The following is a 20,482-nucleotide window of genomic DNA, read 5'->3' as shown; positions in this document are numbered from 1 at the left end:
CAGGGGGCGGGGGGTCGCCAATCCTCGACGTCCCCTCGGGGACCGGCGGCGCAGTCGAGCGCGCGTTTTCGGGAAAAATAAAATGGCCCTTTGTCTATACAAAACGGCCCTTTTTCGGCCTCTGCAACCCGCCTCGAACCTCGCCCAACCCGCCGCTATCGTGTAGCGTCGCCGCATGGCACTGGAAACAATTCGCTTCGACATTCAGGACTTCATTCGGACCGAGCAACAGGCCGGCTATCTCGAAGCCGCCCTCGAGGACGGCGATCCTGCCCTGATCGCAACCGCCATCGACGACATTCGCGAGGCTCGGCGCAGCAAGCGAGAAAGCAAAATCAAGTTTCTCCGGGAAACTTGAAGATGTTTCCGCGCCAATGCTTCCTAACCGTCCTGAACAGAGCGACGTAGCCTCTCAAGCCCTCGCCGCCGCACATCCTCGGCATTCTCTGGGGGATCACCGTCACCGGTCCGGCGAACGACAAGCCATTGCTTTCGGAAAAAGTTGGACGGGCGGTCGAAAACAGTGTCGCCGCCGATAATCTGATAGCCAAGTTCGACCACCCCTTGAACGGCCAGTCGCTTGCATGCCCGGCGGGTTGACTCCTCGGCTGATCGATTAACGCGGACGTCAGGTTCGCCGTGGATGGCTGCGGCGATATAGACGACGGGTTGCCATTCGTCCGTGATAGCGGCAAGCACAAGCCGCATGACATTGCCATGACCCTTGCTCATAAGTGTTGAGGTTATGCCGCTGATGATGAGGGTCAACACTTAATCTCAACGTTGCGGACGAAATAAATTTGCCGCCGTTTCAACCATGAAACAGCCGCTCGCTATCATGGGACTTGCCGTGGAAGCGCTGGAATATCGGCATCAGCAAAGTAGGTTTTTCGAACCTCCCGCCTTCCACTGGCGAGGAGGTATTTTCATGACTTACACGCTCGAACGAGTGGCGCGGCAGGCGACTGAGGCGAAGGAGCTTGCTGTCCATACCTCGCGTGCATTGCGCGATCTGAAACGCGGCACGAAGTCCGGCCTTTCCGGTCGCGACCGCTTCGTCCGTCACGCGGTTCTCAGAGCATTGGCGACAGGTCCTGGCGTTACCTATGAGGACGTTTGGCGCGAACGCTATGCAGAGCGCGCCGCGACGGGTCCCGCCATGATCACGACGCCGAACTGGGCGACCGAACTTGCGCCGGTCGACGTCGGTGAATTCCTGGCCGAAGGCACCGCGCCGCTGGCGCTGTCGCGCTTGGCCGCGCTTGGCAGGAGCATCTCGCTCGCAGGGATTGGCACGTTGCGGATTCCGTATCGTCCACCCCTTGCCGAGGTCGGCGGCTGGATTGCCGAGGGTTCGCCGATCCCCGTCGATGATTTGAGCGTCGGCACTATCAGCCTATGGCCGCGAAAGGCGGCGGCGGTCAGCGTCTTCAGCGCCGAACTGCGGAAACGCGCGGTCACGGACATCGAGGCGCTGCTGGACGTCGCCTTGAGGGCCGATCTCGCTTCGATCATCGACGGTGCGCTCGTCGATGACCAACCGGGAAGCGCGCTGCGTCCGCCGGGCCTGCGCTACAACGTCGCCGCGGTCGCCGCTTCCACCGCGACCGACCCGCTTGTCGCGATGCGCGTCGATTTGCAAAAACTCGTCGGTGAAATTGTTGCAGGCGGCGGCTCGTCGCCGGTTTTCGTCGTCAACCCGCAACAGGCTATTAGCCTCGCCTTCGTGCCGTCCTTCTCCTATCCGATCGTCGATACGCCGGCCGTGCCGCGGGGAGTCGTCCTTGCCGTCGATGGACCTTCATTCATCTCCGGTTCCGGCGGTGCCGTCGTCGATGCCTCGAAGGATGCGGTCCTGCATGAAGACACCACGCCTCTGGCGATCGGCACGGCTGGCACGCCGCCGACCGTCGCAGCCCCGGTTCGTTCGCTTTGGCAGACCGACATGCTTGCCGTGCGCGCCATCATTGAGACCGCCTGGGCTGTCCCGGCGGGCCGCTCTGCGTGGATGGAGGGCGTCGCATGGTAGCCGAGCCGGGCAGCTACCGGTCGCCGACCGGTCCCAATGGCGAATATGAGACCTTCGACGAATGCGCCGCGCGGCGACAGAGCGAGGCGGCCGCCCGCAAGCGTGAAGCCGGACTCGAGCAGCGGCTTGCGGCGCTCGAAGTGCATGTTGCGGATGTCGTCGAGGCGAGCAGACGCCTGTTCACTAAAGCGCGGGAAAGCACAGACGCCCGGATCGCGGAACTCACCGAAGCAACGGAGCTTGGCATCGGCGATTTGCGCGGCGAAGTGGACGAACTTTTCCGCGATGCGCAGAGCGATTTCAGCGACTTTCTCAAGGACGCTCGCGCAATGCTGCGGCAGTTGCAGTCCGAGGCCAGCGAGCGGCGCACTCAACTGGCCGCCGTCAAGCGCGACTATGAACGGCTGGCGCTCGAGGTCGAAAAGCTGCGGCAGGAACTTGCCGACGAGCGCGGCAAGGGTTTGAGGGCTGTAAGATGAGACACCAACCCGAAGACCTTGCCGACGCCCTCGCACGCGACAGCAAGCGCTTTTTCGGCGGCGATCTCTTCGCCGTCGTCATCATGCCCGATGGAACCGGCTTCCATTGCGTCCCGGCAGGCGAGTCCATGGACGCCGAGCGATTGAGCCGCGACGAGATGATCGAGAAGCTGATCGAGCTATTCGGACCTTCGGCATTTAGGACGAACTGAATTGCGCCGCCTTTAATCGGGTGGGCGGCGCATCTGCCGGGGCGGTCCGGTTTCTGGCGATGCCGGGCCGCCTTTTTCGAAAGGTGAAACATGGCAGCCGCGACAGAAGATACCAAACTCATCCTCTCAATCTCGGCCGACATCGCCGCCTTGAAGCGGGCGATGAAGGATGCCGACCTTACGGTCAAGCGCACCACCGACCACGTTAACGACAATTTCCGCAAGGTCGGGCCGACGGTCGACCGGACGGCGCGGCAGATCAGCGCGTCGATGCAGAACGCCACCCGCAATCTGTCCTTCCAGTTCCAGGACGTGGCGACGCAACTTCTGTCCGGGCAATCGCCCTTCACCGTCGCGTTTCAGCAGGCGAGCCAAGCGGGCGATGCGATCAAGGAACTCGGGCGCTCGGGCGGGCTTCTCAGGGGCATCGGCGGGGCGCTCGCTTCCGTCCTGTCTCCGCAGGCAATCGGCGTCACGGCGGCGATCATCGGCTTCGGCGCGCTCTTCGACGCCGCGCGGAGCTATTTCACCGAAACCGAGGAGGGTGCCGAGGAAGCGTCCAAGGCGCTCAAGCAGCATGCCGAGGAGTTGAAGGCGATTCCGACAGCGCTGGGGCGATACCTTGCCCGGCATCGACGCCTATATCGACAAGCTCGAAGAGGCCGACCGCACGGCACAGAAGATCGCCGACCGAAACCGCCTCGTCGCCGAGGCGCTGAAACCGGTGCAGGAGGTCGTTCCCGACATCGAGGAGGACGTGAAGCGCCTTTTTCAAGGAACTGGACCGCGGCAACGAAGCGGCGCGGGCGCACGCGGCGAAATTGCGTGACGCCTACAAGGCGTGGCGGGCGGAAATCGAGGCGGGCCGCGAAGGCACGAAGGAACTGCAGGAATTCCAGCGGGTGTTCGACGACCTGCGCAATCTCGGCATTGCCGCGACCGAGGACCTCGCCAAGGCGATCGAGACGAAGCTGCGACCGGCGGTCCGGGGGGCCGGCGAGGACGTGTTGAAGGTCCGGCAGATTTTCGGCGACCTCAACCTGCCGGAACTCGGCACGCTGGCACCGATCACGGCGGCGGGCGGCAAGTTCTTCCCGTCGCAGACCGAAATGGAACGGGCGGGCGAGGAATCGGCGAAGGCGTACAGTTCCGGGCTGCGGCGGTATCTCGCGGCCGACAAGCCGCTGTCGCATGTCGCCGACATGGCCCCGGACTTTCAGGAGCGGCTACGCGCCTTCCTCGAGGCAGCTGCCTCGCAGGCTGGACAGATCACCATCACGTCCGGACGGCGGACGATTGAGCGGCAGATGCAACTGTGGAACGACGCGGTCAGGAAATACGGGTCCGAGGCGGCGGCGGCGAAGTGGGTTGCCCGACCGTCGATGAATGCGCCGCATGTCCGGGGCGAAGCGGCCGACCTGTCCTTCGAAAGCGAGGCGGTGAAGCGATGGGCGCATGCCAATGCCGAGGCTTACGGCCTCGTCTTCCGGCTCAAGAACGAGGACTGGCACATCGAACTGGCCCGCGAGGAAGCGACTAGGCGGCGCGCCGAGGCGGAAAAGACGCAGTTCGACACGCTCTATGCCGCCAATCAGAAGCGGCTCGAGCAGCAGCAGCGGGAAAATGCCGTCCGGGCGGATGCGACTCTCTCTGTCGATCAGCAGACGCTCGCCATCGAACGGCAGCGCATCGCGAGTGAACTTCTCGACGCAGCGCAGCAGCAGGGCCTGACCGTCAACGACGCATTGCGGGCGAAGATCGACCAACAGGCCGAGGCGATGGCGCGGGCGGGTCTGGCGGCGACCGGCCTTGCGGACCGGCAGAGAGACGCAGCGCAGGCGGCAGAAGAGCACAAGCGGCAGGCCGAGCAGATGGGGCAGGCTTACGCCCGGATCGCGCAGACGGCGGTCTCTGGCCTCGTCAACGACCTTCGCAATGGTGTCGATGCTGGCGAAGCCTTCCGCAACGTGCTCGACCGGATCATCGACGGCATGGTCAACATGGCAATCGAAGCGATGTTCGCGAAGAACGCCCTCGGCGGCGTCTTCGGCGGTCTCTTCGGCGGCGGTGGCGGACTGTTCCCGGATGTACCGGGCGGCCTCTACCACGGCGGCGGTGACGTCCGATCGACTGCACCGAAGCGCCGGGTCTCGCCTGCGGTCTTTGCCAATGCGCCGAGGCTGCATGGCGGGCTGATGCCGGACGAATTCCCGGCGATCCTGCAGAAGGGTGAGGTCGTCATTCCGAGGGCGATGGGGCGGGCCTCGTCGGCGCGCTCGGTGAACTCGGGGAATGTCTATCTCGGCGACGTCCGGGTCGATGTCCAAACGGGCATGGTGACCGCTAACAACGACGACGCGCGGACGCTCGGGCAGCGGATCGATGCGGCGGTGCAGTCGGTTCTGGTGAAGGAGTCGAGACCGGGCGGACTGCTAAGACGGGTGCCGTCGTAAGTTTGCGGAGTCCGCAAACATTTCGGACCATTCCCGAATTCGGGAGAGGTTTCAGCGTCCCGCCCGTGGCTGGCAACCGGGGGCGAAGCGCTCGTCCCGCCGAGGCGGATCGGCATCGAGGCATTCCCTGCAAAATCGCTTGAGCGAGTTGACCAGCCTGAGACTCGGATTGATAGCGGATGCGCCGACGTTCGCACCCTCGGCAATGGCTCGGCGCGACATGCCGGTCTCTTCGAGGCGGCGAATCATTTTGGCGATCTCGGCAAGGTCATCCATGGGCGTGCTCCCGATAAAACTCAAAGGGCGTCCGTGGATCGTTTCTCCCGATCGATCCGTGACGCCCCGGCCTCGAACCGAGGCACGCGGAAGGATAGCAGAAAAAATAGTTAAGTGGGCCAAGCCGGGGCCGGTAGGGCCGCAGGTAGGGCCAAGCCATCTTCGTCGATCGTATCGCCGCCCTCGCCTCTTCGCTAATTGTCTAATGATTTCAATTTGGTGCGGACGACGGGGATCGAACCCGTAAGCCTTGCGGCGAGGGATTTTAAGTCCCTTGCGTCTACCAGTTTCGCCACGTCCGCATACTGTGTTTGCATACTTTGCGATAACAGCGATTGGAAGGGCTGTCGGCGCGTTTTTTGATGTGCGTCCCTGCGAACATGCTCAAGCCGAATCTTACACCGAGAGTCGCGCAAAAATTCGCACTAACCCCTGATTCGCCAGGGGTTCAATCTTTGCGTGTTGCTGGCAATATTCGATCCAAAGACTGTCCTGGCACCGATGGCAGAGGGGATCGGCGTGCGTCCGTTGCGAGCGTCCAGCAGCACACCTTTGTGGCCGGAAGACCTCGATGCGCTTCAGCGCGTCTTCGACCGGCTGTGTAGCGAGTATCGGTGGCCGCGCAAGAGCGCCCAGGCGCAGCGATATGGCCGGATGCTGATCGAGGAATATCAGGCCGGCACCAGGGACGAGTACCTGCTGCTGGCGGCAGGCCGCGCGTCTATCGAAAGCTCCCTCGTCCAGAAGAGGCCGGCATGACGCAGCACATTTCGGTCGACAGCGAGGATCTCGCCGAAAAGCGCCGCGCCATCGACGCGATGAAGGACGACTTCGCCAGCGCCATCGAGGCGCGGCAGGCGGAACTGCGCGCTCGCGACCTGCCCGGACACCGGACGGGCTGGATTGGCATGCTTGTGCGAAAACCGCGCTGAGACGCGTCCTGTGACGGCGTCAAACGGCGACGCGCGGCCTCCTTGGATTCGCGCAGCATGCCAAAGCCGACCTTTTAAAAGCCGGAGCGCAGTGCATCCATCAGGACGTACAAAAGAAGCGGCAAGTCTTTGAACCGACGCATCGCACTCTCCGAAAATCGACTCCGATTTTCGGGCCGATGCTTAGGCCGCCGCCTCAGTGATAGAAGAAACAGTCGCAATCGGCCTTCTGGGCGTCTTCGCCGCGCCAGACCCGGACTGCCAGTTTCGACGACTCGCCGTTATCCTCGAGCCGTAACCCGAGCAGCGACACTGCGGCTGCCTTCGGGTTGGGTGCATCGACTTCGATGACCGATCCGACCTGGTGAACGCCCTCCCGAGCGGTCCAGGTGAAGATCTGAACGCTGTAGTGCATAGATATCCTCCGTCGCGCTGTCGCTCGCGCCATGGGCGGGCAGGATTTTAGGGGTCAGCAGGCAAAGGCCCCTATCTCAGCCGTCCTCGACGGTTGCTTCAGGTCGATCTCCTCCATCAGCGTGTTCGAAATGCCAGTTTCCCTGCTCATCCTGGAAGCTGATTTCCTCATCATCGCCGCCAACTTGCTGTTCCGCCGCGGCAGCTTTTGCGGCCGCCAGCGCCAGCTCGCGACTGGGAAAGGGCTCTGAATATGCTTCGGCGGCCTTGTAGGCCCAGCCTCCGTCGTGTTGAACGATCGAATAGATGATCCGCGCCATTCTTCACTCCCATGGATGTCCAGGGACATTCCTGCCCCCGATTGGACCGTTGCCGCACGGCCGCACTGCTCCTCCTTGCCTGTGGCAGTCCACCTCGGACGGGGCGATGTTAACACAAATTGGCTAGAGTTGTGCCTTTTTTGAGGGAGGGTGCGCCCACCTCCTACCATTTTAGAATTAGACAGCGATATCAACGACAAGCGCGGCCACTTGATGCGGCAGCGCTCGCTCAGACGTGGCTAATTCTACTTTGATCAGTCCGCGCGCATGGCGAGCATGCTCGCCACATGAGCGCCCTGCTTGCCGACCAATTTACCCTCGTTGCGGGTAACCGAAGAAGAACGCCTTGGATGTCCGGCAATTCCGCTTGATCGCCGCCGCCGGCAAGATTTATCAACGCGCATGCTGCTATCAGAACGGGCTAGCAGTAAGATCGTGTCGAACGATCCCAAGCATTCCGGAGCGCAAATGACCAGTGCCAGTATTGTCACCGCTGCCATGCTCGCCATTGGCGACGAGCTCCTCTCCGGCCGGACCAAGGACAAGAACATCGGCCACCTTGCCGACATGCTGACGATGGTCGGGATCGATCTGCGCGAAGTTCGTATCGTCGCCGATGACGAGGAGGCGATCGTCGAGGCCGTCAATGCGCTGCGCGGACGCTACGACCATGTCTTCACCTCCGGCGGCATCGGACCGACCCATGACGACATCACCGCCGACGCGATCTCGAAGGCGTTCGGGGTTGAATGCGTCCACGATCCGAAGGCGATGGAACTGCTCGGAGCGATGTATGAGCGGCGCGGCATGGATTTCACCGAGGCGCGCAAGCGGATGGCGCGCATGCCGCTCGGCGCAGACCACATCGCCAATCCGGTATCGACCGCTCCCGGCTTCAAGATCGGCAATGTCTATGTCATGGCCGGGGTGCCGCAGGTGTTTCAGGCGATGCTCGATAGCCTGCTCCCCAGCCTTCCGACCGGTACGCCGGTTCTGTCGCGAACGGTGCGGTCGCCCTTCGGCGAAGGAGATATCGGCACTCCTTTGACGGAGGTGCAGAAGCACCATCCCGAAACGAGCATCGGTTCCTATCCGAAATTCGACGGCAAGAGCTTCTCGACCGACATCGTCATCCGCGGGCGAGACGAGTCGGCGATTGCGGAAGCAGAAGCCGATGTGGCCGCGATGATCGAGGCGATCTCACGCTCGCGCCAAGGCGGCTAGGCTCGCCCCTCACCGCGGCCAAATCCTGCCCATACAAGCCCTTGCGCTGCGGGCTTCCTTGCCGGTATTGCATTCGCCAACGGGAAGCGCCGCAGGAGCGCCTCCCAACCTATTCGATCAGATATCGGAGCGCCTCATATGTCCCTTCCCGAAAAAGCCTTTCCCGTATCCTGGGATCAGTTTCACCGCGACGCGCGTGCGCTCGCCTGGCGGTTGGCCGATAACGGGCAGGAATGGCGGGCCATGGTCTGCATCACCCGCGGCGGTCTCGTGCCGGCGGCGATCATCTCCCGGGAACTCAATATCCGCATGATCGAAACCGTCTGCATCGCCTCCTATCACGATTATGACACGCAGGGGCAGATGAAGGTGCTCAAGGGCATTTCACCGGAAATCGCCAAGGATGGCGGCGACGGCGTTCTCATCGTCGACGACCTGACCGATACGGGAAAGACCGCCGCCGAAGTGCGCGCCATGCTGCCCAAGGCGCATTTCGCCGCGGTCTATGCCAAGCCGAAGGGCCGGCCGCTGGTCGATACCTTCGTCACCGAGGTGAGCCAGGATACCTGGATCTACTTCCCCTGGGATATGGGCTTCACCTATCAGGAGCCGATCGCCAAGGGCACGCGCGGCTAACCCGCCGCCATCTAGGCAAGCGGCGGAATGTTTTCGACGAGCCTCTCGGCCGTCAAGGCGCGGCCGGCGCAGATGCCCGCCTCGCCGTGGCGCCAAACCGCGGCGGCGGCCGCTTCGAAGGCGGGAAAACCCTGCGCCAGATGGGCGCCGATGATCCCGGCCAGCACATCGCCCGATCCGGCAGTGGCAAGCCAGGGCGGCGCATTCACGTTCACCACCGCTCGGCCGGACGGCGCCGCCACGACAGTGTCCGGACCCTTGTAGATGATCACTGCATGGCTGAGCCTTGCCGCGGCTTGTGCCTTTTCGATCTTCGATAGTGCGGCATCGGCGGCAATCTCGGGGAACAGGCGGGCAAACTCACCTTCGTGCGGCGTCATCACCACCTGGCCGCCGTTTCCGGCGATCTTGTCAAACAGCTCTTCCCTTCCCTGCTGAAAGGAACTCATGCCATCGGCATCGAGGACCAGGGCGCGGTCACAGAGCATCAGGGCGAAGTCCCTCGCCTTCTTGCCGACGCCAAAACCCGGACCAAGCACGAACGTGTTGAGCCGTTTGTCGCGCAGCCATTCGGCAAGATCGGCGGCGCTGCCAACTTCCTTGAGCATGATGGCGGTCAGGTGCGAAGCGTTGGCGGCAAGCGCCTCCGGCGGCGAGCCGAGCGTCACCAGCCCCGCTCCGGCGACGAGGCCCGCTGCGGCGGAGAGCCGCGCCGCACCGGTTGACGTCGGTCCGCCGGAAAGGACGGCAAGATGGCCGCGCTTGTATTTATGCGTGCCGGCGTCGAGACCGCGGGAATAGTGTCTCCAGTCGGCCGGGCCATTGATCCGCAGGTCGCTCGCCCTTGCGGCTACAAGCCGAGTGGGAATGCCGATATCGAAGACTTCGAGCGTCCCGCATGATTGACGCCCCGGCATCAGCACATGCCCCGGCTTCGCCGCCATGAACGTGACCGTGTGGGTGGCCGTGAAACTTGCGCCGCGCACTTCGCCGCTGCGTCCGTCGATTCCGGAAGGCAGATCGACCGCCAGGACCGGTATCCGGCTCGCACTGACCCGTTTGATAATCGTCTGCGCCACACCCGGCAGGTCGCGGGCGAGCCCCGCCCCGAACAGCGCGTCGACAACGATATCGCCCGCCTGCGGCTCGTAGGCCTCGACGGGCAGTCCCGCGAGTCGGCAGCCCTTGCACGCCCTGGCTGCGTCGCCTCGCAGCTTATCGGCGTCGCCCAGGATATATAAGGCGACCTGCGCACCGCTCTCCGCCAAGGCTTCTGCGGCGACATAGCCATCGCCGCCATTGTTGCCTGGGCCGCAGAGTACGACAAAGCGCAAGCCGGCCGGGAACAGCCGGAGCGCGGCAGCAGACACCGCCAGCCCCGCCGAGCGCATCAGCGAGAAACTGTCGATGCCGGAATCGGCTGCGTCCTTGTCGATCGCCGCCATTTCAACCGGCGTCACCAGCATATCTTCGAGCGCGTCACCCATGACCCGATCTAAGCGCGGCCGCGCTCGCTAGACAAGAGCCCGCAGGAACAACGAAGCCTGTGTATTTTTTATGCATTTGCCTATAATTGGTGCTCAAATTTGAGGCTTATCGCATTAAACGACAGCGGACGCCTTGCGATCACCCGTGGCGGGGAGTGAATCTTCATAAAAAATAGGCAGGTGCGAATGAGAGCGACAAGCCGGTGGCAGCCGACTCGACCTGAGCGGGTGAAAAGTCCCTCGTCTCGCATCATGCCTCTATAAAATTGGCACACTACATGCATACTGGAAGGCGAGCGGGTGATACCCGGCTTTTAAGGGAGAAGCGGAGAGACATTTTCTCATGAAAAAGATCGAAGCGATCATTAAGCCCTTCAAGCTCGACGAAGTGAAGGAAGCCCTTCAAGAAGTCGGCCTGCAGGGTATAACCGTCACGGAAGCCAAGGGTTTCGGGCGGCAGAAGGGACACACGGAGCTCTACCGGGGCGCCGAATACGTCGTCGATTTCCTGCCGAAGGTAAAGGTGGAAGTCGTGCTGGCGGACGAGAATGCGGAAGCCGTCATCGAGGCCATCCGCAATGCCGCCCAGACCGGCCGCATCGGCGATGGCAAGATTTTCGTGTCCAATGTGGAGGAAGTGATCCGAATCCGCACCGGTGAGACCGGCCTCGACGCCATCTGATTGACTGACCGTCCAAATACCCCCATCCGATCCTGGGGGCCGCCCGGCCCCGATTTTCCAACTGCGTCATCTCACACGAGGAATTGCAAACCATGACGACTGCCAGTGAAATTCTGAAGCAGATCAAGGACAACGACATCAAGTTCGTCGACCTGCGCTTTACCGACCCGAAGGGCAAGCTGCAGCATGTGACGATGGACGTTGCCGTGGTCGACGAGGATATGTTCGCCGACGGCGTGATGTTCGACGGCTCCTCGATTGCCGGTTGGAAGGCGATCAACGAATCCGACATGGTGCTGATGCCCGATCCGGAAACGGCCCATATGGACCCGTTCTTCGCCCAGTCCACCATGGTCATCGTCTGCGATATTCTCGATCCGGTTTCCGGCGAAGCCTACAACCGCGATCCGCGCGGTACGGCGAAGAAGGCCGAGGCCTACCTCAAGGCATCCGGCATCGGCGACACCGTCTTCGTCGGCCCTGAGGCCGAGTTCTTCGTCTTCGACGACGTCAAGTACAAGGCCGATCCGTACAACACCGGCTTCAAACTCGACAGCTCCGAACTGCCCTCAAACGACGACACGGACTATGAGACCGGCAACCTCGGTCACCGTCCGCGCATCAAGGGCGGCTACTTCCCGGTTCCGCCGGTCGACAGTTGCCAGGACATGCGCTCGGAAATGCTGACGGTGCTCGCCGAAATGGGCGTCACGGTCGAAAAGCATCATCACGAAGTGGCCGCCGCCCAGCACGAGCTCGGCGTCAAGTTCGATGCGCTCGTCCGCAACGCCGACAAGATGCAGATCTACAAATACGTCGTGCATCAGGTTGCCAACGCCTATGGCAAGACCGCGACCTTCATGCCGAAGCCGGTTTTCGGCGACAACGGCTCGGGCATGCACGTGCATCTTTCCATCTGGAAGGACGGCAAGCCGACCTTCGCCGGCGACGAATATGCCGGTCTGTCCGAAACCTGCCTCTACTTCATCGGCGGCATCATCAAGCATGCCAAGGCGCTGAACGCCTTCACCAACCCATCGACGAACTCCTACAAGCGTCTCGTCCCGGGCTATGAGGCGCCGGTCCTGCTGGCCTATTCGGCCCGCAACCGCTCGGCCTCCTGCCGCATTCCGTTCGGCAGCAACCCGAAGGCAAAGCGCGTTGAAGTCCGCTTCCCGGATCCGGCCGCCAACCCCTACCTCGCCTTCGCCGCCATGCTGATGGCTGGCCTCGATGGCATCAAGAACAAGCTGCACCCCGGCAAGGCGATGGACAAGGACCTCTATGACCTGCCGCCGAAGGAACTCAAGAAGATCCCGACGGTCTGCGGCAGCCTGCGCGAAGCGCTGGAAAGCCTCGACAAGGACCGCAAGTTCCTGACCGCCGGCGGCGTCTTCGACGACGACCAGATCGACTCGTTCATCGAGCTCAAGATGCAGGAAGTCATGCGCTTCGAGATGACCCCGCACCCGGTCGAATACGACATGTACTATTCCGTCTGATGACGGGGCCATCGGCGCATCAGATGCAGCTGATCCAATCGAGATGAAAGCGAAAGGCGGGTTTCGATCGAAGCCCGCCTTTTCTCAATTGCGACAGAAGCGATGCATTTCCTAGAGGTTGGTGCGCCTATTGATGTTCCACATGCGACACCCCAAATAATCGTCTGAAAGGATGTGTTGCGTCATGAAACAAAGAAACGCGAAATTTGAGATCGGCCAGATCGTCCGCCACCGGTTCTTTCCGTTTCGCGGCGTCATCTTCGACGTCGATCCGGAATATGCCAACACCGAGGAATGGTGGAACTCCATTCCCCAGGAGATCCGCCCGAGCAAGGACCAGCCCTTCTATCATCTGTTCGCCGAGAATGATGAAAGCGAATACGTCGCCTATGTCTCGGAACAGAACCTGGTGTCGGACGAAAGCGACCAGCCGATCCGCCACACCCAGGTAGACGCCCTGTTCGAGAAGGCGGATGTGGGGCACTACAGGCCGAGGTCCGATTATCGACACTGACGGATCGCAGGTCAGAATAAGCGGCCAGTGATACGCGAGGTGCGGGCGGGAAACCCTTTGCACCTTTTTTGATCCGCCTCGGTTGATCCAACAAAAAACGCCCGGCTGATGACCGGGCGCTCTTCAATTTCGGAAGCGAAGATTACTGCTGCTTGGCAGCCTTCTGCGCCTCTTCCAGCTTCTTGCGGGCATCTTCAGCCTTCTTCTGCATTTCTTCCTGCAGCAGGCGTTGACGCTCTTCGAGTTGCGACTGCTCGATCGGCTCACCGTCGAAGACGCCGGTGAAGCCTTCCAGCGTCATCTTGATCGGGTTCGGAGCGCGCTGGAAATTGACCGAGGTGAAGATGACCTCGTTACCCTTCTTCAATTGGGCAATCAGTGCATCGGAGAGCGGCGCCTCGGCAACGCACTTGTCGGGCATGCAGATGGCGTAGTCGAGCTTGACGCCCTTGCCACCGTCGATCTGCATTTGGACACCCGGCGGGATCATGCGCGCGGAAGGGACGGAAACCTGCACGACCTTGCGGTTCACCTTGCCGGAGACGGTGATGAGGCCGACGGCGGTGATAAGCTGGCCATTGTTGGCGGTGAGCAGGTTCTGAACGATGCAAACGTCGTTGTCCTCCTGCTTCGTGCAAACCTTGAACCAACCCTGCGGCGGCTTGCCCTGCTGTGCAGAGGCGATGCCCGGCGCGCCGGCTGCTGCTACGGAGAGCGCCAGTGCTGCCATGCCCGCACGTTTGGTGAAGTTCGACTTGAAGATCATTGTGATTCCGTCTCCTGAAAACCGGCCACGGAACAATCGTTCCGCTGGTGAGTATCGTCGGCCCGCCGTCCTGTTGGCCAAATGAGGCTTTTGAATGGCCCCGATTCCGGAAACACCTGTTACATTGGCTCGTGCCGTTTATCCAGTGTTTCGTTGCATTTTTTGCAACTCGGCGACAGCGGATACCGCCTGCTGGGCGCTCAAAAGCATCGTCAGTCCATGCGGAAGCCATGGCGCCGCTGCGCGGATGTCTTCCCGCTGCCGTGTTGGAAATATTCCTGCGCATTGGTAACGTGCCGGGAATCGGACCGTCTATTCCTACGGGAGGTGAAGTTGCGCGCAGTTCTATCCGGCCTGGTCATGCTTCTGGCGACCAGCATATCGGCCAATGAAGCCGCCGCCGCACCGGTGCACGCCATCTCCATGCACGGCGAGCCGGCCCTGCCGGCTGATTTCAAGCACTTCCCCTACGTCAATCCGGACGTCAAGAAGGGCGGAAGGATTTCCTACGGCGTCGTCGGCACTTTCGACAGCCTCAACCCCTTCATCCTGAAGAGCATGCGCACGACCGCGCGGGGAATGTGGGATCCGGGGTTCGGAAACCTGGTCTACGAATCGCTGATGCAGCGATCCCAGGACGAGCCTTTCACCATGTACGGGCTGCTCGCGGAATCGGTCGAGTGGGACGGCGACCGCACCTTCATCCAGTTCAATCTCAATCCCAAGGCGCGCTGGGCCGACGGCCAGCCGGTGACCGTCGAGGACGTGATCTTCACCTTCGAGTTGCTGCGCGACAAGGGACGCGCGCCCTTTAGCAACCGGCTAGCGAAAGTCGAGAAGATGGAGAAGGTCGGCGAGCGCAGCGTGCGCTTCGCCCTGAAGGAAGATGCCGACCGCGAGTTCCCGCTGTTGCTGGCGCTTTCGCCGGTGCTGCCGAAGCATGCCATCAATGTCGAAGCCTTCGACAGGACGACGCTCGAGCCGCCGCTCGGTTCCGGGCCCTACCGCGTTGCCGAGGTACGGCCGGGCGAGCGGATCGTCTATCGCCGCAATCCGGAGTATTGGGGCAAGGACCTGCCTTCGAAGATCGGCGTCGACAATTATGATGAGATATCCGTCGAATATTTCCTCCAGGAAAACACGCTGTTCGAAGCCTTCAAGAAGGGCGAGGTCGATCTCTATCCGGAAGGCAGCGCCACCAAATGGGCGCGTGCCTATGATTTCCCTGCCGTTCGCTCCGGCGACGTGATCAAGGAAAGCTTCAAGCCGAAAACGCCCTCCGGCATGCTCGGCTTCGTCTTCAACACCCGCCGGCCAATGTTCGGCAACATCAAGCTCAGGCAGGGCCTTGCCCTGGTATTCGACTTCGAATGGGTCAACAAGAACCTGTTCGACGGCGCCTATACGCGGACCCAGAGCTACTGGCAGAATTCGTCGCTCTCCTTCCTTGGCGTCGCGGCCGACGACCGTGAACTCGGCCTGATGGGAGACGTCAGGGAGAAGATCAACCCGGCCATCCTCGACGGCACCTATCGGCTGCCGGTCACCGACGGCTCTGGCCGCGACCGCAACGTGTTGCGCGAAGCGGTGACGCTGCTTCGCGAGGCGGGTTACTCGATCAAGGACGGCAAGATGGTCGACGCCAAGGGCACGCCGCTTGCCTTCGAGATCATGAGCCAGAATGCCGGCCAGGAGAAGATCGCGCTCGCCTACCAGCGCTTCCTCGCGCCGCTCGGCATTGTGGCAACGGTCCGCACGGTTGATGATTCCCAATACCAGCTGCGCAGCCAATCCTTCGACTACGACGTGATCATCAAGTCCTATCCCTCGTCTCTGTCTCCCGGATCCGAGCAGATATCCTATTGGGGATCGGTCTCGCGGGAACGCCAAGGGAGTTCCAACTTCGCAGGCGTTGCCGACAAGGACGTCGACAAGCTGATCAACAACATCCTGCAGGCGCGCACACCGGAGGATTTCACCGCCGCCGTCCGCGCGCATGACCGGCTGCTGGTCAACAACGCTTATCTCGTGCCGCTATACCATCTGGATGAACAATGGATTGCCCGCTGGAAGCACATCGGCCGTCCCTCCGCGGTGCCGCTCTACGGCTATCAACTGCCGACCTGGTGGGACGAGCGGGTGCAATAGGTACCCTGGTTCCCTTTTGGTAACGCATTGAAAGACGTGGCCGGTCGGCCTATGTCGCTGCTTCAGGGCATTTTGCAATCAGGTGGCATCACCTGACGTCGCACGAATGCGGCAGAAAACAAGCAGGGGGCGGCACGAACGGATGTGAGTGCATGCCGATCCGCCAAACAGAAAGGCCGCCACCATGGAAACCGTCAATATCGATATCGTCTCGGACGTCGTCTGCCCGTGGTGCTATCTCGGCAAGAACCGCCTGGACCAAGCGATCGCCAATGTCGCAGGCGAAATCGATGTCGCGATCCAGTGGCGACCCTATCAGCTCAACCCAGACCTTCCCCCGGAAGGGGTCGATCACAAGCGCCATCTTGCGGCAAAGCTCGGCGGCCAGGACGCCGTCGACCGGGCGCATCAGATGCTCGACGGCTTGGGGCGGGAAGCCGGAATCGCCTTTGATTTCGATGCCGTGAAGATCAGCCCCAACACGCTCGATGCCCATCGCCTCATCCGCTGGGCGTCCACCAGCGGCACTGCTGCCCAGGCCGAGACCGTGCGGCTGCTTTTCAAGGCGAATTTCGAGGAAGGCAAGAATGTCGGCGACCACGCCGTTCTGCTCGACATTGCCGAAGAGGCGGGGTTGGACCGGCCGGTCATCGCCGCGCTTTTCTCCTCCGATGCCGATAAGGATGCCGTCAAGCAGGAAATCGACATGGCGCGGGAGATCGGCGTAACCGGTGTTCCCTGTTTCATCATCGAGCAGCAATATGCGGTGATGGGGGCACAATCCGTCGAAGTGCTGACAAATGCGCTTCGCGAAATCGCCCAGATGAAGGCGTCTCGCCCGCCCAACTGATCCTCAATAACGGCGCCGGGATCCGGCGCCATCTTCGTTTCACGCTGGCTTCGCGAGCGTCGCGAGCTGGGTCATCACCATGGCCGCGCCCGAGAGGCGCTTATCCGGCGTGACGAGTTCGCGCTGGAAGAAGATGCTCTGGTCGGGCCTGATCTTGGCGAGCGTTCCCTGCTTGGCGATGTGGCCGACAAGGGCGGCCGGATTCGGAAACTCCTTGTTCCGGAACTGGACGACGACGCCCTTCGGCCCGGCATCGAGCTTCTCGACATTCGCCGTGCGGCAGAGCGCCTTGATGTAGACGATCTTCAAGAGGTGCTGAACTTCGACCGGCAGCGGGCCAAAGCGGTCGATCATTTCGGCGCCGAAGCCGTCGATCTCCTTGAGGTCCGTCAGTTCGCCGAGACGGCGATAGAGTCCGAGCCGCAAATTGAGATCGGGAACATACTCCTCCGGGATCATCACCGGCGTGCCGACTGAAATCTGCGGCGACCAGCCGGTGTCGTGGATTTCCTCTTCGCCCTTGAGCTCGGCGACCGCCTCCTCCAGCATCTGCTGGTAGAGCTCGAAACCGACCTCCTTGATGTGACCGGACTGCTCCTCGCCGAGCAGGTTGCCGGCGCCGCGAATGTCGAGGTCGTGACTGGCAAGCTGGAAACCGGCGCCGAGCGTGTCGAGTGACTGCAGCACCTTAAGACGGCGTTCCGCCGGGCCGGTCAGCGTCTTGTTGACCGGAAGCGTGAAGAGCGCGAAGGCGCGCACCTTGGAGCGCCCGACCCGCCCGCGAAGCTGATAGAGCTGCGCCAGGCCGAACATGTCGGCGCGGTGCACGATCAGCGTGTTGGCCGTCGGCACGTCGAGCCCCGACTCGACGATCGTCGTCGACAGAAGCACGTCAAAGCGGCCTTCGTAGAAGGCATTCATGATGTCTTCGAGCTCGGTTGCCGGCATCTGGCCGTGCGCCACCGCGACCTTCAATTCCGGCACGTCGGATTTCAGGAAGTCGTGGATCTCGGAAAGGTCGCTCAGCCGCGGGCAGACATAGAAGCTTTGGCCGCCCCGATAGTGCTCGCGCATCAGCGTCTCGCGGATCACCAGCGCGTCGAAAGGCGAGATGAAGGTTCTGACCGCCATGCGGTCGACCGGCGGCGTGGTGATCAGCGACAATTCGCGGACGCCGGTCAGCGCAAGCTGCAGCGTGCGCGGAATGGGCGTCGCCGAGAGCGTCAGGACATGGACATCGGTCTTCAGCTCCTTCAGACGCTCCTTGTGCTTGACGCCGAAATGCTGCTCCTCGTCGATGATCAGCAGGCCAAGATTGGCGAAGTTGATCGAGGAACCGAGAAGCGCGTGGGTGCCGACGACGATATCCGTCTTGCCGTCGGCGACTTCCTTCTTCGTCAGCGCCAGGTCCTTCGAACCGACGAGGCGGGAGGCTTGCTGGATGCGGATCGGCAGCCCGCGGAAACGATCCGAAAAGGTCTTGAAATGCTGCCGCGCCAGCAGGGTCGTCGGCACGACGACGGCAACCTGCACGCCGTTCATCGCGGCGATGAAGGCGGCACGCAACGCCACCTCGGTCTTGCCGAAGCCGACGTCGCCGCAGACGAGGCGATCCATCGGCCGGCCGCCGCCGAGATCGTCGCGGACAGCCTCGATCGAGTTCAGCTGATCCTCGGTCTCGTCATAGGGGAAGCGGGCTGCGAACTCGTCATAGACGCCGTCCTGCGCAACGAGAACCGGGGCGTGCCGCGTGTGCCGCTCGGCAGCGATTCGAATAAGGCCGCCCGCCATGTCGAGCAGCCGCTTCTTGAGTTTCGCCTTGCGTGCCTGCCAGGCGACGCCGCCGAGCTTGTCGAGGATCGCATCGGTCCCCTCGGAGCCGTAGCGCGACAGGAGCTCGATGTTTTCCACCGGCAGAAACAGCTTCGCATCGTCGGCATAGACGAGCTCCAAGCAATCATGCGGTGCGCCGGCGGCCTCGATCGTGCGCAGGCCGACGAAGCGTCCGATGCCGTGTTCGGCATGGACGACGTAGCTGCCCTCGTCGAGGCCCGTCACTTCGGCGATGAAATCGGCGCCGCGCTTGCGGCGCTTCGAGCGGCGCACCATGCGGTCGCCGAGAATGTCCTGCTCGCCGATGACGACCAGATCGCCGGTCTCGAATCCGGATTCGAGGCTCAAGACAGCGGAGGCTGCCTCGCCCGGCTTCAGCGCGCGAAGATCGGCGAGCGCCTTCACCGGACGGATGTTGCCCAGGCCGTGCTCGGCAAGCACCTGAAGCAGCCGGTCGAGCGAACCCTCAGACCAGCCGGAAATTACCACCTTTGAGCCCTTCGCCCGCTTCTCGGCTATGTGTTTCACGGCCTGATCGAAGACATTGGCGCGAACGCCGTCACTCTCCTCGGCTTCCCCTGCCGCCTTCGCCCAGCGCACCCCTTGCCGAGCCTCGATGGTGACGACCTGGCGGGCTTCGCCCTCATGTTCGGAAAACGGCGACAGGCGGACGGCATTGCGCTCGGCCAGGCCGGCGCCGAAACCTTTCGCACTCAGATAAAGCAGGTCCGGCGGCACCGGCTTGTAGGGCGTGCCATGGGATATCTGCGACTTGCCGGGAGATGCGGAGGCTTGGCGCGCCTCGTAATAGTCGACAATGAGTTTCGAGCGTTCCGCCGCGGCTTCGCGCGCTAGGTGATCCGTGACGATGCGGAAACCTTCGAGATAGTCGAAGATCGTTTCCAGGCGATCGTAGAAGAGCGGCAACCAATGCTCCATGCCGGCATAGCGGCGTCCTTCGGAGACCGCCTGATAAAGCGCATCGTCGCGCGTCGCGGCGCCGAAAAGCGACAGATACCCCGTGCGGAAATGGCTGATCGTCTCCGGCGTCAGCGACACTTCGCTCATCGGATTGAGAGTGAGCGACCGCACCTGCCCGGTGGTTCGCTGGCTCGCCGGATCGAAGGAGCGGATCGTTTCCAGCGTATCACCGAAGAAATCCAGCCTGAGCGGCTCGCCGCTCCCCGGCACGTAGACATCGAGGATACCGCCGCGCACGGCAAACTCCCCCACCTCGCGCACGGTCGGTACGCGCTCGAAACCGTTTCGCTCCAGCCGCGCGGCGAGATCGTCCATCTGCACCTGATTGCCCGGCCGCGCCGAAAAGGCGAGACTCTCGATCACATCGTGGGGCGAGATCTTTTGCAGGGCGGCGTTGACGGTCACCAGCACGATTGCCGGGTGCGGCTTGTGGCGATGCGCAATCAGGGCGCTGAGTGCGGCGAGCCTTCGCGCCGAAGTGTCGGCGCTCGGGGAAACACGGTCATAGGGCAGACAGTCCCAGCCAGGCAAGGTGAGGACTGGGATGTCGGGCGCCACGAAACCGAGCACCTGCTCGAGATCACCGATCCGCTGGCCGTCGGACAGAAAATAGGCGACCGGCGCGCCGGACCGCGCCAGATCGGCGAGGATCAACGCTTCGGCGCCGGAGGGAACGGGCCCGATCGTCACTTCCCGCGCGGCAGCAAGAATTCTTTTCGCGTCAAGACCAGGGATCATCGTCGA

22 protein-coding genes, 1 tRNA gene and 1 pseudogene are annotated in these 20,482 nt (G+C 62.3%); 16 read left to right on the top strand and 8 right to left on the bottom strand.

The window, feature by feature from the left end:
• The first annotated feature begins 175 nt into the window (after window positions 1-175).
• Complete coding sequence (locus tag ATC00_RS16700; protein WP_064253626.1) at window positions 176-358, top strand: helix-turn-helix domain-containing transcriptional regulator; 183 nt, start codon at window positions 176-178, stop codon at window positions 356-358.
• Between the two features lie 23 nt (window positions 359-381).
• Here ATC00_RS16700 and ATC00_RS16695 read toward each other — a convergent pair whose 3' ends face one another.
• On the bottom strand, window positions 382-768 hold the full coding sequence (locus tag ATC00_RS16695) for a hypothetical protein (RefSeq protein WP_064253625.1): 387 nt from the start codon (window positions 766-768) through the stop codon (window positions 382-384).
• Between the two features lie 160 nt (window positions 769-928).
• On the opposite strand from ATC00_RS16695, the gene ATC00_RS16690 reads away from it, so the two are divergent.
• From ATC00_RS16690 to ATC00_RS16665, 6 genes and pseudogenes are all read left to right on the top strand, one after another.
• Window positions 929-2,029 (top strand): phage major capsid family protein, encoded by a 1,101-nt coding sequence (locus tag ATC00_RS16690; RefSeq protein ID WP_161951921.1) that lies wholly within the window; start codon window positions 929-931, stop codon window positions 2,027-2,029.
• Window positions 2,023-2,508, top strand: a complete 486-nt coding sequence (locus tag ATC00_RS16685) for a hypothetical protein (RefSeq protein WP_064253623.1) — start codon at window positions 2,023-2,025, stop codon at window positions 2,506-2,508. Before ATC00_RS16690 ends, ATC00_RS16685 begins: the two co-directional genes overlap by 7 nt.
• Window positions 2,505-2,720, top strand: coding sequence for a hypothetical protein (locus tag ATC00_RS16680; RefSeq protein ID WP_064253622.1), 216 nt, complete (start codon window positions 2,505-2,507; stop codon window positions 2,718-2,720). The genes ATC00_RS16685 and ATC00_RS16680 overlap by 4 nt, the downstream gene beginning before the upstream one ends.
• A gap of 90 nt (window positions 2,721-2,810) precedes the next feature.
• Window positions 2,811-3,203, top strand: a pseudogene (locus tag ATC00_RS33965) (phage tail length tape measure family protein); the annotation flags it as partial.
• A 139-nt stretch (window positions 3,204-3,342) separates the two neighbouring features.
• A complete protein-coding gene (locus ATC00_RS33530) occupies window positions 3,343-3,549 on the top strand; it encodes a hypothetical protein (protein ID WP_064253620.1) in 207 nt (68 codons plus the stop codon).
• Window positions 3,542-5,173 carry a M15 family metallopeptidase gene (locus ATC00_RS16665; protein ID WP_064253619.1) on the top strand — a complete coding sequence of 544 codons (1,632 nt, stop codon included), beginning with the start codon at window positions 3,542-3,544 and terminating at the stop codon, window positions 5,171-5,173. Before ATC00_RS33530 ends, ATC00_RS16665 begins: the two co-directional genes overlap by 8 nt.
• A gap of 51 nt (window positions 5,174-5,224) precedes the next feature.
• On the opposite strand, the gene ATC00_RS16660 is transcribed toward ATC00_RS16665, so the two are convergent.
• Together ATC00_RS16660 and ATC00_RS16655 are read right to left on the bottom strand one after the other, a co-directional pair.
• Complete coding sequence (locus ATC00_RS16660) at window positions 5,225-5,449, bottom strand: hypothetical protein (RefSeq protein WP_064253618.1); 225 nt, start codon at window positions 5,447-5,449, stop codon at window positions 5,225-5,227.
• Window positions 5,450-5,666: 217 nt separating this feature from the next.
• Window positions 5,667-5,751: transfer RNA gene (locus tag ATC00_RS16655), tRNA-Leu, on the bottom strand.
• Window positions 5,752-5,968: 217 nt separating this feature from the next.
• Between ATC00_RS16655 and ATC00_RS16650 the strand changes: the two genes are divergently transcribed.
• Both ATC00_RS16650 and ATC00_RS32965 read left to right on the top strand, forming a co-directional pair.
• Entirely contained in the window at window positions 5,969-6,208 is a 240-nt protein-coding gene (locus ATC00_RS16650; protein ID WP_064253720.1) for a hypothetical protein, read from the top strand.
• Window positions 6,205-6,381 (top strand): hypothetical protein, encoded by a 177-nt coding sequence (locus ATC00_RS32965; protein ID WP_162843168.1) that lies wholly within the window; start codon window positions 6,205-6,207, stop codon window positions 6,379-6,381. Before ATC00_RS16650 ends, ATC00_RS32965 begins: the two co-directional genes overlap by 4 nt.
• Before the next feature lie 196 nt (window positions 6,382-6,577).
• On the opposite strand, the gene ATC00_RS16645 is transcribed toward ATC00_RS32965, so the two are convergent.
• Together ATC00_RS16645 and ATC00_RS16640 are read right to left on the bottom strand one after the other, a co-directional pair.
• The gene (locus ATC00_RS16645; RefSeq protein WP_037383614.1) at window positions 6,578-6,796 is read right to left on the bottom strand and encodes a hypothetical protein; all 219 of its coding nucleotides are present in this window, start codon (window positions 6,794-6,796) and stop codon (window positions 6,578-6,580) included.
• Between the two features lie 76 nt (window positions 6,797-6,872).
• Entirely contained in the window at window positions 6,873-7,115 is a 243-nt protein-coding gene (locus ATC00_RS16640; protein WP_037383616.1) for a DUF2188 domain-containing protein, read from the bottom strand.
• 468 nt (window positions 7,116-7,583) lie between these two features.
• Between ATC00_RS16640 and ATC00_RS16635 the strand changes: the two genes are divergently transcribed.
• Window positions 7,584-8,339 carry a competence/damage-inducible protein A gene (locus ATC00_RS16635; RefSeq protein ID WP_064253617.1) on the top strand — a complete coding sequence of 252 codons (756 nt, stop codon included), beginning with the start codon at window positions 7,584-7,586 and terminating at the stop codon, window positions 8,337-8,339.
• Window positions 8,340-8,477: 138 nt separating this feature from the next.
• A complete protein-coding gene (gene gpt / locus ATC00_RS16630; RefSeq protein ID WP_037383621.1) occupies window positions 8,478-8,975 on the top strand; it encodes a xanthine phosphoribosyltransferase in 498 nt (165 codons plus the stop codon).
• A gap of 11 nt (window positions 8,976-8,986) precedes the next feature.
• On the opposite strand, the gene ATC00_RS16625 is transcribed toward gpt, so the two are convergent.
• Window positions 8,987-10,462, bottom strand: coding sequence for an NAD(P)H-hydrate dehydratase (locus ATC00_RS16625; protein WP_064253616.1), 1,476 nt, complete (start codon window positions 10,460-10,462; stop codon window positions 8,987-8,989).
• 343 nt (window positions 10,463-10,805) lie between these two features.
• Here ATC00_RS16625 and ATC00_RS16620 point away from each other — a divergent pair, with 343 nt between their 5' ends.
• The 3 genes from ATC00_RS16620 to hspQ all read left to right on the top strand — a co-directional run bounded on the left by ATC00_RS16620 (window position 10,806) and on the right by hspQ (window position 13,160).
• A complete protein-coding gene (locus tag ATC00_RS16620) occupies window positions 10,806-11,144 on the top strand; it encodes a P-II family nitrogen regulator (protein ID WP_003528058.1) in 339 nt (112 codons plus the stop codon).
• A 92-nt stretch (window positions 11,145-11,236) separates the two neighbouring features.
• A complete protein-coding gene (glnA, locus tag ATC00_RS16615) occupies window positions 11,237-12,646 on the top strand; it encodes a type I glutamate--ammonia ligase (RefSeq protein WP_037383628.1) in 1,410 nt (469 codons plus the stop codon).
• 184 nt (window positions 12,647-12,830) lie between these two features.
• Window positions 12,831-13,160 (top strand): heat shock protein HspQ, encoded by a 330-nt coding sequence (hspQ, locus tag ATC00_RS16610; protein ID WP_037383631.1) that lies wholly within the window; start codon window positions 12,831-12,833, stop codon window positions 13,158-13,160.
• A 142-nt stretch (window positions 13,161-13,302) separates the two neighbouring features.
• On the opposite strand, the gene ATC00_RS16605 is transcribed toward hspQ, so the two are convergent.
• A complete protein-coding gene (locus tag ATC00_RS16605; protein WP_037383632.1) occupies window positions 13,303-13,926 on the bottom strand; it encodes an invasion associated locus B family protein in 624 nt (207 codons plus the stop codon).
• 333 nt (window positions 13,927-14,259) lie between these two features.
• On the opposite strand from ATC00_RS16605, the gene ATC00_RS16600 reads away from it, so the two are divergent.
• Window positions 14,260-16,074 (top strand): extracellular solute-binding protein, encoded by a 1,815-nt coding sequence (locus ATC00_RS16600; RefSeq protein ID WP_082912383.1) that lies wholly within the window; start codon window positions 14,260-14,262, stop codon window positions 16,072-16,074.
• A 184-nt stretch (window positions 16,075-16,258) separates the two neighbouring features.
• Window positions 16,259-16,924, top strand: coding sequence for a DsbA family oxidoreductase (locus tag ATC00_RS16595; RefSeq protein ID WP_037385030.1), 666 nt, complete (start codon window positions 16,259-16,261; stop codon window positions 16,922-16,924).
• Between the two features lie 39 nt (window positions 16,925-16,963).
• On the opposite strand, the gene mfd is transcribed toward ATC00_RS16595, so the two are convergent.
• Window positions 16,964-20,476: a transcription-repair coupling factor gene (mfd, locus tag ATC00_RS16590; RefSeq protein ID WP_037385033.1), complete on the bottom strand. Its 3,513-nt coding sequence runs from the start codon at window positions 20,474-20,476 to the stop codon at window positions 16,964-16,966.
• Window positions 20,477-20,482 lie beyond the last annotated feature (6 nt).

Source organism: Sinorhizobium americanum, assembly GCF_001651855.1.
GTDB classification, from domain to species: domain Bacteria; phylum Pseudomonadota; class Alphaproteobacteria; order Rhizobiales; family Rhizobiaceae; genus Sinorhizobium; species Sinorhizobium americanum.
Note: the sequence above shows the minus strand (reverse complement) of the source record. Positions and strands in the feature narration are given on the sequence as shown.

What these genes read in the sequence shown, in the direction of transcription:
- ATC00_RS16700 (WP_064253626.1), top strand. Translation starts at nt 176, where the DNA reads ATGGCACTGGAAACAATTCGCTTCGACATTCAGGACTTCATTCGGACC.
- ATC00_RS16690 (WP_161951921.1), top strand. Translation starts at nt 929, where the DNA reads ATGACTTACACGCTCGAACGAGTGGCGCGGCAGGCGACTGAGGCGAAG.
- ATC00_RS16685 (WP_064253623.1), top strand. Translation starts at nt 2,023, where the DNA reads ATGGTAGCCGAGCCGGGCAGCTACCGGTCGCCGACCGGTCCCAATGGC.
- ATC00_RS16680 (WP_064253622.1), top strand. Translation starts at nt 2,505, where the DNA reads ATGAGACACCAACCCGAAGACCTTGCCGACGCCCTCGCACGCGACAGC.
- ATC00_RS16660 (WP_064253618.1), bottom strand. Translation starts at nt 5,449, where the DNA reads ATGGATGACCTTGCCGAGATCGCCAAAATGATTCGCCGCCTCGAAGAG.
- ATC00_RS32965 (WP_162843168.1), top strand. Translation starts at nt 6,205, where the DNA reads ATGACGCAGCACATTTCGGTCGACAGCGAGGATCTCGCCGAAAAGCGC.
- ATC00_RS16645 (WP_037383614.1), bottom strand. Translation starts at nt 6,796, where the DNA reads ATGCACTACAGCGTTCAGATCTTCACCTGGACCGCTCGGGAGGGCGTT.
- ATC00_RS16640 (WP_037383616.1), bottom strand. Translation starts at nt 7,115, where the DNA reads ATGGCGCGGATCATCTATTCGATCGTTCAACACGACGGAGGCTGGGCC.
- ATC00_RS16635 (WP_064253617.1), top strand. Translation starts at nt 7,584, where the DNA reads ATGACCAGTGCCAGTATTGTCACCGCTGCCATGCTCGCCATTGGCGAC.
- gpt (WP_037383621.1), top strand. Translation starts at nt 8,478, where the DNA reads ATGTCCCTTCCCGAAAAAGCCTTTCCCGTATCCTGGGATCAGTTTCAC.
- ATC00_RS16625 (WP_064253616.1), bottom strand. Translation starts at nt 10,462, where the DNA reads ATGGGTGACGCGCTCGAAGATATGCTGGTGACGCCGGTTGAAATGGCG.
- ATC00_RS16620 (WP_003528058.1), top strand. Translation starts at nt 10,806, where the DNA reads ATGAAAAAGATCGAAGCGATCATTAAGCCCTTCAAGCTCGACGAAGTG.
- glnA (WP_037383628.1), top strand. Translation starts at nt 11,237, where the DNA reads ATGACGACTGCCAGTGAAATTCTGAAGCAGATCAAGGACAACGACATC.
- hspQ (WP_037383631.1), top strand. Translation starts at nt 12,831, where the DNA reads ATGAAACAAAGAAACGCGAAATTTGAGATCGGCCAGATCGTCCGCCAC.
- ATC00_RS16605 (WP_037383632.1), bottom strand. Translation starts at nt 13,926, where the DNA reads ATGATCTTCAAGTCGAACTTCACCAAACGTGCGGGCATGGCAGCACTG.
- ATC00_RS16595 (WP_037385030.1), top strand. Translation starts at nt 16,259, where the DNA reads ATGGAAACCGTCAATATCGATATCGTCTCGGACGTCGTCTGCCCGTGG.
- mfd (WP_037385033.1), bottom strand. Translation starts at nt 20,476, where the DNA reads ATGATCCCTGGTCTTGACGCGAAAAGAATTCTTGCTGCCGCGCGGGAA.